Source organism: Marisediminitalea sp., assembly GCF_984433645.1.
The window spans coordinates 1-9,338 of record NZ_CFIDRX010000105.1; the positions used below are offsets into that span (position 1 = coordinate 1).

9 protein-coding genes are annotated in these 9,338 nt (G+C 49.3%); 2 read left to right on the forward strand and 7 right to left on the reverse strand.

All coding sequences use genetic code 11. The annotated features are described in order from the left end of the window. Window positions 1–143: 143 nt before the first annotated feature. Entirely contained in the window at window positions 144–569 is a 426-nt protein-coding gene (locus tag AC4MRN_RS13435) for an organic hydroperoxide resistance protein (RefSeq protein WP_073319953.1), read from the reverse strand. A gap of 140 nt (window positions 570–709) precedes the next feature. Between AC4MRN_RS13435 and AC4MRN_RS13440 the strand changes: the two genes are divergently transcribed. After that, window positions 710–1,177, forward strand: coding sequence for a MarR family winged helix-turn-helix transcriptional regulator (locus tag AC4MRN_RS13440; RefSeq protein ID WP_491203559.1), 468 nt, complete (start codon window positions 710–712; stop codon window positions 1,175–1,177). Here the strand turns inward: AC4MRN_RS13440 and AC4MRN_RS13445 are convergent. From AC4MRN_RS13445 to AC4MRN_RS13465, 5 genes are read right to left on the reverse strand one after another with little or no spacing between them, the layout of a single operon-like run. Then, on the reverse strand, window positions 1,172–4,180 hold the full coding sequence (locus AC4MRN_RS13445) for a CHAT domain-containing protein (protein WP_491203560.1): 3,009 nt from the start codon (window positions 4,178–4,180) through the stop codon (window positions 1,172–1,174). The two genes, AC4MRN_RS13440 and AC4MRN_RS13445, sit on opposite strands and share 6 nt — an antisense overlap. Before the next feature lie 21 nt (window positions 4,181–4,201). Beyond that, window positions 4,202–4,708: a hypothetical protein gene (locus AC4MRN_RS13450; RefSeq protein WP_073319963.1), complete on the reverse strand. Its 507-nt coding sequence runs from the start codon at window positions 4,706–4,708 to the stop codon at window positions 4,202–4,204. Then, entirely contained in the window at window positions 4,698–6,101 is a 1,404-nt protein-coding gene (locus tag AC4MRN_RS13455; protein ID WP_490402261.1) for a peroxidase family protein, read from the reverse strand. Before AC4MRN_RS13455 ends, AC4MRN_RS13450 begins: the two co-directional genes overlap by 11 nt. A 10-nt stretch (window positions 6,102–6,111) precedes the next feature. Then, window positions 6,112–6,756, reverse strand: coding sequence for a hypothetical protein (locus tag AC4MRN_RS13460; RefSeq protein WP_491203561.1), 645 nt, complete (start codon window positions 6,754–6,756; stop codon window positions 6,112–6,114). Further along, window positions 6,734–7,528, reverse strand: coding sequence for an RNA polymerase sigma factor (locus AC4MRN_RS13465; protein WP_073319973.1), 795 nt, complete (start codon window positions 7,526–7,528; stop codon window positions 6,734–6,736). The genes AC4MRN_RS13460 and AC4MRN_RS13465 overlap by 23 nt, the downstream gene beginning before the upstream one ends. Before the next feature lie 239 nt (window positions 7,529–7,767). On the opposite strand from AC4MRN_RS13465, the gene AC4MRN_RS13470 reads away from it, so the two are divergent. Next, window positions 7,768–8,190 (forward strand): hypothetical protein, encoded by a 423-nt coding sequence (locus AC4MRN_RS13470; RefSeq protein WP_073319976.1) that lies wholly within the window; start codon window positions 7,768–7,770, stop codon window positions 8,188–8,190. 18 nt (window positions 8,191–8,208) lie between these two features. Here AC4MRN_RS13470 and AC4MRN_RS13475 read toward each other — a convergent pair whose 3' ends face one another. Further along, window positions 8,209–8,745 carry a prepilin-type N-terminal cleavage/methylation domain-containing protein gene (locus tag AC4MRN_RS13475; protein ID WP_073319979.1) on the reverse strand — a complete coding sequence of 179 codons (537 nt, stop codon included), beginning with the start codon at window positions 8,743–8,745 and terminating at the stop codon, window positions 8,209–8,211. Between the last annotated feature and the right edge of the window lie 593 nt (window positions 8,746–9,338).

Below are 9,338 nucleotides of genomic sequence, written 5' to 3' on the forward strand. Positions count from 1 at the left end.
TGGGGCGATTCCGGGACGACGGATGGGGATATACGCTTCGCGATTCCGGGACGACAGTTGAGTGGATACATCCTTTCACCGTCATCCCGGACTTGTTCCGGGACCTTGGCTTGCCCCGGGACCTTTTCAAAGGCAGTAACCGCTTAAACTACTTCGAAAGTAACTTCAACGTTGCCGCGTGTTGCATTTGAGTAAGGGCATACAACGTGCGCTTTTTCTACTAACGCGTTTTTGTCTGCGTCTACGTCACCCAAATCAACGGTGAGTTTAACCGCAATGGCGAAACCGGTTGGGATAGGGCCGATACCTACTTCACCCGTTACTTTAATGTCAGCAGGCAGCGCAACTTTTTCCTGACCCGCTACAAATTTCAGAGCACCAATGAAACACGCAGCATAGCCCGCAGCAAACATCTGCTCAGGGTTTGTGCCTGGGCCATCGTCGCCGCCTAACCCTTTGGGTACCGATAAACCGGCTTCTAAGCGACCGTCGTCAGACGCAATTTTACCGTCGCGACCACCTGTCGCTGTTGCCACACCTGTGTATAACACTTGATCTAACTTATGCATAACATGCCCTCTTGGTTGTGGAATACGTTGTGCTAATCATCTTTGGCACAACATTTATTTTGCATGCAAAATAAAATAACAAAGGAGTGATTGCCTTGCAACTACTTTGTATGCAAAATATAAGGCAGAGGTAGCACAACATGCATGAACACAATTTACTGAAGCTGGAAAACCAACTTTGCCATCGCTTTTACAGCGTATCCAATGCGTTTACGCGCGCTTATCGGCCGTTGCTGAAGTCGCTCGACATCACCTATCCCCAATACCTGGTGATGATGGCCTTGTGGGAGCAAGATAACGTCACTATTTCACAACTGGTTGAAAAGTGCCGTGTTGATGCAGGCGCCCTGACACTGATTTTGCAGAAGCTGGCACAAAAAGCATTTATTGTTATTAAACCGTCACAGCATGACAAAAGAGTGAAAGAAGTGGCGTTAACGGAAAAAGGCCAAGCGACTAAATCGGAGGCGTTACAGATCCCCAAACAGTTATTGTGTCAGTTGCAAAACCTGGATGCAGGAGAAATGCAGCAACTAAAGGTGCTTATAGACAAACTGTACTGTGAACTCGCCACCCCACAAGACAGGGTAGCGGCAAACGACTCATAGGTGTCGCTGCGTTAATTCGTAACCCGCCCAGTAATATGGGTGCTTGTAACGCCTCGAGCTTTGCATCCCTGCTATCGCCAAATTCAGTGCTTGTTCGGCATTGCTGCCCGATTGGATCGCTCTGTAAAAGTGCGCAGCAAACATACCTGAAGCCCGGTCGACAATTGGCCATTTGGTCGCCACCACGGTTTGCGCTCCCGATTGTAAAAAGGCCCTGGCCAGACTCAACGAACCCACTCCGTCGAAATCCCGGCCGTTGGCAGTATCGCACGCATTTAAAAACACCAGATTGTTGGCAAACCCGGAGTGCTCGATGGCCCGAATATCAATAAGCGTGCCGCCCGTCCCATTGGCAGAAGCCTGATTCAGAGCAAGCCCAACCACGTCGGGTTCAGTGGGATCGTAAATATTATGCGCGGCAATGTGCAGAATGTTTGCCTGGCGTGTATCTTCGGAAAACAAAGCCTCGTCGGTGGCCGCATTATTCAACAGTACGTCTATGGGTTGTGGGGCAAACGCAGCCTGAATCTGCTCGGCTTCCACTTTGGCCCAGGGAAGCGCATCCAGCGCCGCCAGCTCACCTGACTGCGCATTGATTTGTTGTGTTGCCAGCACGCGGATTGCTGCGCTGTCTGACGCCATATTCTGATTCTGTACTGTCCGTGTCGACGACATCACCCGTTTAAACGCCGCGGGAGGCGACGGTAAAGAGGCCACAAGTGCATTCAGTGACACAGTATTCACCGGCACATGACCGGCGACAATCCAGGTACTTGCGCTGTCTTCCGTCAACATGGGCGCAAATAGCTGTTCCGCTAGTGTTTGAAGGCGCCTTTCTGCATCCTGGCGGCGTTGCATAACAGACAGCGCGGCCTCCTCCGCCAGTGCCACCAGCGTTTGCAGTGGTGCAATAGCGTGAAGAGTAACGGTATCGGCGCTTATTACCACAGCTCGAATATGTTGTTCAGCAGGAACATACAAGACAACACGCTCCCCAGTACCAAGCGATGCTTGTACCTGAGCAAGGCAATCCTGAATATCACACAGCGTTTGAGACATGCCACCTGCCGTTACTTCGTTCACTTGCTCAGAGGTTTGCGTCTTAGATGCATACATACTGGCATGGCGAAGCAAATCGACTTCAAGCAATTGCTGTAACCTAACCGCAAGTGGTGCTACGCCGCTGTCGAAACGCTGGGTATTAAGTGCGTTTAACCGCTGCTGGCGCGTTGCATCGAGAGAGAAAGGCTGTTGCCGAATATTCAACTCATTCAGAAGCAACAGGTTACCGGCAAGGTAGGCATTCGATGCAGGCGTGTTCTTTTCCATAAGCTGAGCCAGCCATAACGTATAAAAATCATTAACGCTATGACGCCATGCCGCACTCATGTCATTGCCAGACATCGCTCGTAATTGCGATATGATCATGGCATGCGTTGCTTCCGCGTAGGCATCACTTTCGGCATCACCACGCTTTAGCAGAATCTCGTACTGGCGTTTACGCACTTTTACCGCCAATAAACTGGTGACCTGCACCTGTTCGTCAGAAAGCGATGCCAGCCAATCTGCGGCCTCGTTTATCGCGCCTCGTTGGTAGGCTATATCGGCCAGTTTCAATACGGCTTCGGTTTTTAAAGACACATCAATGTCTTCGTTGACCAACTGCTTTAACTGCTCTGTGAGTGCATCCGCAGCCACTGGTGTGGCTATGCCCAAGTCCGCTGCTTCCAGTGAAGCTACTAACGCGATCGCCTGCTTTTCATAAACCGTGCCGGTCATCAGGCCTTCATAGCACGCTCTGACCAGCGGCGCCGCAGAGGTGGTTACACCGCTTCGCATCAGGCTTTGCGCAAGACGACACTGTAATTCGGCTTTTACCTTGGGTGCGTTGTCCGCCACTCGCTCTATTGCACCATGTAAGTAAGCCGCGGCTTTATTGTATTCACCCAGCCTGAAATATACCGTACTGACATTCTGGTAGGTAAAGGCTTCCAGGTCCGGGTCTTCGTGGGACTGTAGCAGTACTAACAGCGTCAGCAAGTGATATTGAGACGCATTGAAATCCTGACGACGACTTTGCAGCCAGGCAATATTGGAATGAATGGTAATCTGTTGTTTTATATTGTTATCTTTTTCAGCCGCGGCGAGCGCTTTACGCTCGTATCGCAATGCTTCGCTGAGATTATAATCCGCGGTTTCAGGTGTTTGTTGAGCAAGCTTGATGTAAAGAAACCCAACATTGTCGTACAGGGTAATAATGTCATCATTTGCCAACAGATGTCCGTCGGGGCCTTCGAGTAGCGCTTCACTGTTCGATAGCGCCAGCCTGCCCGCATTTACCTGATTGTCGTCTAAATAGGCCTCGCCCAATAGCACGCCCGCTTTAAATTGCACAACAACAGACAACGAATCGTCATTTACCAGGCTTTTGAATATCTCAATCGCCTCGGTATTTTCGCGCTGACGCAAATAGATTTTTCCCTTAAGCAAAGTCATGACCGGAGCCAGCGCTTGAGGCATGGCCGATGGCGGAAACCGGGTTAGCACATCGGTTGCTAATTCAAATTGGTAGGTATTAAACAATAGCTCTGCAGTAATCGCTGCCAGCACGGCTTCAGACGGTGACATGCTTGCCAGCGATACCGTTTCAGTAAGCGTGCTATAAGCCGTATTGGCCAGATCTTTTTCGGCAGAAAACGGGTCTGCAAGATAGTGCTGTAAAATGGGTAACCACAAGGCGTGCTGTTGTGCATCCAGGCTGATTGAATTGCCCTTTTCTGCACAGGTTGAGTTGTCGACTGCTTGTGCCACGTAAAGCTGAACGACAGACAACACCAGCGCTGGCGAATTCGAAGTACCAGAATGCGCCTCTATAAACTGCCACCGCACTGCGTCTCGCGTTTCATCCGATTGGGCGTCGATGGCATCTGAGCAGGCAGTGGCATGAGCCACCACCCAACAACTAATAAAAATCCACAACGTTAGTCGCAGTATTGCTTTCATTTTGCTGTGCTCATGGTATTGCTACCCACCAGTGTTAGTGCAGCGCCAACGTGGTGCCGTGCGGGACGACGCGTAGATAGAACCAATCAGGCTCTTGGTCGTTACGCCCAATTTATACCGCGCAACAATACAGGCGGTGACTTCTTCTTCCGACATGCCGGGCTTCACATTTTTATTCTCATCACCTGCCGTCCAGTGGGTCTGGTCGCTCCAATAATAATCGTGGTTCATGGCGAAATTACCGGACTCCATATCCAGATCGAAGAACACAACATCCAGTAAATACACGCCAGGTGACGGTTCTTCAACCATGTAAAATACCGTTGTGCCGGCAAACCCCATCGGTTCGTAAATCTTTTCGCGATCACCACCATCCATAGTAAGAATTAACTGGCTCGCTTTTACATCCAGCTTTGCCGTTATCTCGCTGTTTAACGCGGGCAGATACTGGGCATGGAAGTCAGTTTTATCTTTAATTGTTGAAGCAACTTCGTTTACCACCCAGGTTCCTTTTAACTCATTGATCATGCTGTTTTCCTTCTTGCTGTAGTACATAGCGAACCATTTCGCTCATGCTCGAAATCGTCTCGATTTGCAGAGGCAATGCACGCACATCAAAGTCTGCCTGCCCCGGCGTATGCTGTAAGGTTAACTTGAAAAACGCAGCAACCAGTATACTACCCATCGGCCCTAATATGCCTTGGTCGCGGTATGCTCGCCCACGCATCACTTCACCTTCACGCAAAATGAAGTACCACAACGGTGTTGTGTTATTAAACATTTCACCGTTACTAATATGCGAAAAATAGCCGTTATCCAGATTGTCGCTATGCAAAATACCAGACGGCGATGCCAGTTGTTGGCACACCTGCTGAAACGTCTCGTTTTGCATAATGGCCTGAGCACACGGCAATTCCTGATCGCGGCTGCGCAGTAAATTTCGTACGGCCAAGCGATTTAACGGCGACGCAATGTGGGGAATTTTTAGCGGCACGGTTGGCCTGACTGGCAGGGCAACCTGCACAAAGGGATGATCCGTCACTGAATCATAAAAAAACAGCTGCCAGTCTACGCCGAGTTCAGGCGGAATATGCCGGTGATGTTGGTAATAATTCCGCCCGCCGCGGTAGTCAAACAGTTCGTCCAGCGTGATGCTTCGCTTCGCATTCACACCATAAATGCCTCTCACCTGAGCGTGACCAAATCGATAGGCCGCCAAATTAAACGCATTCGGGCGGTTAAAGTCAGCGTCACTGTACAGCGACCAATGGGTCCATTGCTGTTCCGGTGTGCCAAAATAGCCATGCCACACCTCGTCGCACAGCAAGCGCTTTAAGTAGTCCTGCACAATAATTCGTCGATACACCTGCTCAACACAGGCTCTGGCCTGTTGCCTTAACACCGAGGGATCACGCTCAGCGCCAGACGCAATAAGTTCAGCGATTACCGCATTGTGCAGTCGCAGCATAAGAGTGTGAAACTGAGAAAGCAGAAAGTTTTCGTCGTTGCGGGCGTCACCTATCAAAGCGAAGCCTTCGGCATCGCGGGGCATATCCCACACGGTTATATTTGCGTCATTCACGCCTAAAGACTGCAATGCAAACGCACCCGGCATTGTGTTACACAAGGCATCAGGCTGCGCCGATACATGGCTGTAAAGCCCGTGTAAATCTAACATCGGGCGCATTTTCTGGGTTAGCTTACCGGGGCCATCAAAGGGGGTATCTTCGTCGGTAAAATAAGAAAGGTCATGGTCGACAAACTGACCAAAATAAGTAAACCCGGCAGGTAAATCGTAAGGCGCTTTAACGGTAGTAGTGCTGGCAATCCGATTAGACATTGCCAGCCCAAGCGCCATTAATTGCTCGTTTGTTGGCTCATTTAACGGCTCATACTTCACAGCACAACGGCCAAGCGCCATACAAACTTCCTTATTCCATGTTTAGGATAAATCCAATTTCCTGAGGGGCGTTTTCGCCAGCATCAGTCACTTCCACTATGTATTCACCACTATGCACTTGCTCGCGCGATAATACCACCAGCAATTCACCGTGTTCGTTGCCTTTCACCTGATAGGCCATTACAACCCGGGCAGAATCCTTGGCCGTTACGGTTACCGAATACGTTGCATCCGGTTCAGCAAAATACGTTTGTACCATTAACGCCATTACGTCTGAGTCTTTCTTCAGAACAAAAACCGGTAGCGCCGACGATGCCGAGCGAACGGTTTCCAGGTACTCCACCTGAGAGCTCACCAGGCCATTAGATTTACCACCGGTATGCGAGAGTGTAAACACGATAGCGCAAGCGGCAAATGTACATACACTGGCACGCATTGGCGATGCCCAGCAGTTTACTCGAATCCACTGCCAGAAGCCCGCACCGGCTTTGTTGTGTTGCACGGCATCTACCAGCGTTTGCTTATACAGATGGTCGATTTCTACGGTATCAACTAACGCAGGATTGTCCAGCATGTGCAGCTCAAATTCGACTCGTTCAGAGTCCGATAATTTGTTGTGCAAGTAGCGCTGTAACATGTCCGGGTTATCAAATTTAGGAGTGTTGTGTTGTGTCATATTCCTTACCTTCACTACTGTCAGACACGCCGTCTTTGGTAATGTTATTGCTTATCCGTTGTGACAAGTGATATGAAACCTGAAGTTCTCTCACTTGTTCATCCGCAATGGTCGTTGGTGAAGTCTCACCACACAACAACACAACCAAACCACATCCCAATAATGACACCAGAGAGAAATTGCTACCCTGTTCGCTAATCGCCAGACTCAGTTTCTGCTTTAGCCGCTGACGCGCTCGGTAAAGCACCCGGTCAAAATGCTCCGGCGACAACGACAGTAAATCGCACAACTCTTCTTTTGACGTGCCATGAACAAAATATTCCACCAGAATATCCCGGTCACGTTCTACCGGCATTTCATTCAGTACGCCTGCCACCAACGCGACTATCTTTTCGCGCTGGCACTGCTGCGCGGGTCCATCGAGCTCGCCAAACAACCTGTCGAGATCGTCTGTAAATTCAGTTTTCTGACGTTTTTCTTTGCGTTTGTGGGCAATAAGCAGATTAGTAGCGGTTCGGTGAACAAATGAAGTAAGTGCTTTGGCTTCACGAATTTCGCCAGCACGGGCTTTTACCAGGCAAACACACAGGGCTTCCTGAGCCATGTCACTGGCCATGCTGTGGTCGTGGCAATCTCTGAACAACATAAGATACAGCGCGCGCCAATAGTGACGCACGAGTTCTTCTTCTGCAGACTTGTTGCCTGAAGCAATACCACTTAATAGAGATTCAGGTGAGCCCGAGATAGCTGGTTTAGTCTCAGGTAGCACCACGTTCTAACTGTATGAAAATAAGATAATTACGAGGCTAAGGTAAAACAGAGTCGGTGGCAAGAGTAATACATGGAAATCTGTCTATTATCTGCTACACCTTATCTGTTAGTAAAAAAATGAAATTTAAGTGAGAGAACTTAGGTTCATGTGACACAGGGTTAAAAGACACAACAAAGTTCTGAATACCAGACAGGCATTCAGGCGACATTATTTAACCCAACAACAGTGTGAAGTAAGCTATGCAGCAGTCAAAGAAGCTCCATAAATACACGTTACAGGAAGATGTACACTTACTGATTGGTATAAAGCCACCTACCGACATCATTACGTCAGACGTTTCACTGTTACGAGGAGGACGCCTCATCATTAAGCAGGGGTATCAATGGGATGGGCCAAAATGTCGTGGTTTTTGGTGCAAGAATGCCGTTCGAGGTGCACTTGTACACAGCGTGTTGTACAAATTAATGCAAGAGCAGCATATTCCGACTAATTGCAAAGACGTGGCAGATAAAACACTTCTCATGCAATGCATCGACGACGGCACACCGTCTATTGTCGCCAGACTACTTTACTCCATGGCAAAGCGGGAAAAGCTGACGACCTCCAAACAAAGTCCGTTTAAACAAACTTCGACTAACAGCGTTAACAGCAGCAACTGTTAACGCGTTAGCGGCTCTGAATTACATGCCATAGAGCTTTACGTCGCCCGCCTGGCCATCGTAGTTATATCCACCACCAGAGTAGCTGAAAGCATCGGAGTAATACACAAAGTGTGGAGAACTGCTTTGATATACGGCCTCTCCGCCATCGCTTTTGATGTATCCGCATATCTGATTATAGGCAAATGCGTTCCACCCCGGGCTCAAGGTAGAGGTGAACGACGCAGCCACACTAATAGGCTCAGCATTGCTGAACACTTTATTCCACAGGTCAGCACACCCGGCACTGTCGGTTGTTGAACCAACCGGCCAGCCAACGCTGTTAAAATCAACTGACTGATTCCCAATAGCAATAGGTGTTGTCTGTCGAACCTGATATTTAGCATGCAGTAAAGCTACACCACTCTTAAACGCACTTGATGTCGCAACCGTAGTGGCATCGTTTGCATCGTCACTGAAATCAATGAACTTCGGTGCAGCAACGACCGATAAAATGCCCAAAATCACGATGACGATAATTAATTCAATAAGGGTAAAACCATGGTTTATATTTTTCATTCTTAATTTGCCCTTCTACTTCAACAGGGCACGCAGTATATGCGTAGAAAATCGTCGCAGAAACCCATTTCCGCCGAATGGCGTATGCCTGCAGTTACTTACGTACAGCATTTAATACCCTCAAATGCAATCGTTTGCGATGTTAGCGTTGGGCTATTGGTGTTTGCACGAATAGTGTTGATGTTTCTCTGGTTCCCCGCCTTCGCGGGGATGACGGATAGAGTGGAGAAGCGGAGACGCCTCCCTCCCCGTCATCCCGGGCTTGCCCCGGGACCTTAGAAAAAAGGCCACGAAGTAAAAACAACCACCAATTGCTGTTTCTATAGATCCCGGATAAGCGCTGCGCGTTTCCGGGACGACGGTTGTATGGATATATCCTTTCCCCAGTCATCCCGGGCTTGTCCCGGGACCTTGGCTTGTTCCGGGACCTTTTCAAACAGCACGCTCGTACCTGATAAGTTCCCCGCCTTCGCGGGGATGACGGTGGAGTGGATGGGATGACGGTGAAGTGGATGGGACGACGTTTGGGGTGGTTACAAGATCCCGGATAAGCGCTGCGCGTTTCCGGGACGACGGTTGTATGGATATATCCT

What these genes read in the sequence shown, in the direction of transcription:
- AC4MRN_RS13435 (WP_073319953.1), bottom strand. Translation starts at nt 569, where the DNA reads ATGCATAAGTTAGATCAAGTGTTATACACAGGTGTGGCAACAGCGACA.
- AC4MRN_RS13440 (WP_491203559.1), top strand. Translation starts at nt 710, where the DNA reads ATGCATGAACACAATTTACTGAAGCTGGAAAACCAACTTTGCCATCGC.
- AC4MRN_RS13445 (WP_491203560.1), bottom strand. Translation starts at nt 4,180, where the DNA reads ATGAAAGCAATACTGCGACTAACGTTGTGGATTTTTATTAGTTGTTGG.
- AC4MRN_RS13450 (WP_073319963.1), bottom strand. Translation starts at nt 4,708, where the DNA reads ATGATCAATGAGTTAAAAGGAACCTGGGTGGTAAACGAAGTTGCTTCA.
- AC4MRN_RS13455 (WP_490402261.1), bottom strand. Translation starts at nt 6,101, where the DNA reads ATGGCGCTTGGCCGTTGTGCTGTGAAGTATGAGCCGTTAAATGAGCCA.
- AC4MRN_RS13460 (WP_491203561.1), bottom strand. Translation starts at nt 6,756, where the DNA reads ATGACACAACACAACACTCCTAAATTTGATAACCCGGACATGTTACAG.
- AC4MRN_RS13470 (WP_073319976.1), top strand. Translation starts at nt 7,768, where the DNA reads ATGCAGCAGTCAAAGAAGCTCCATAAATACACGTTACAGGAAGATGTA.
- AC4MRN_RS13475 (WP_073319979.1), bottom strand. Translation starts at nt 8,745, where the DNA reads ATGAAAAATATAAACCATGGTTTTACCCTTATTGAATTAATTATCGTC.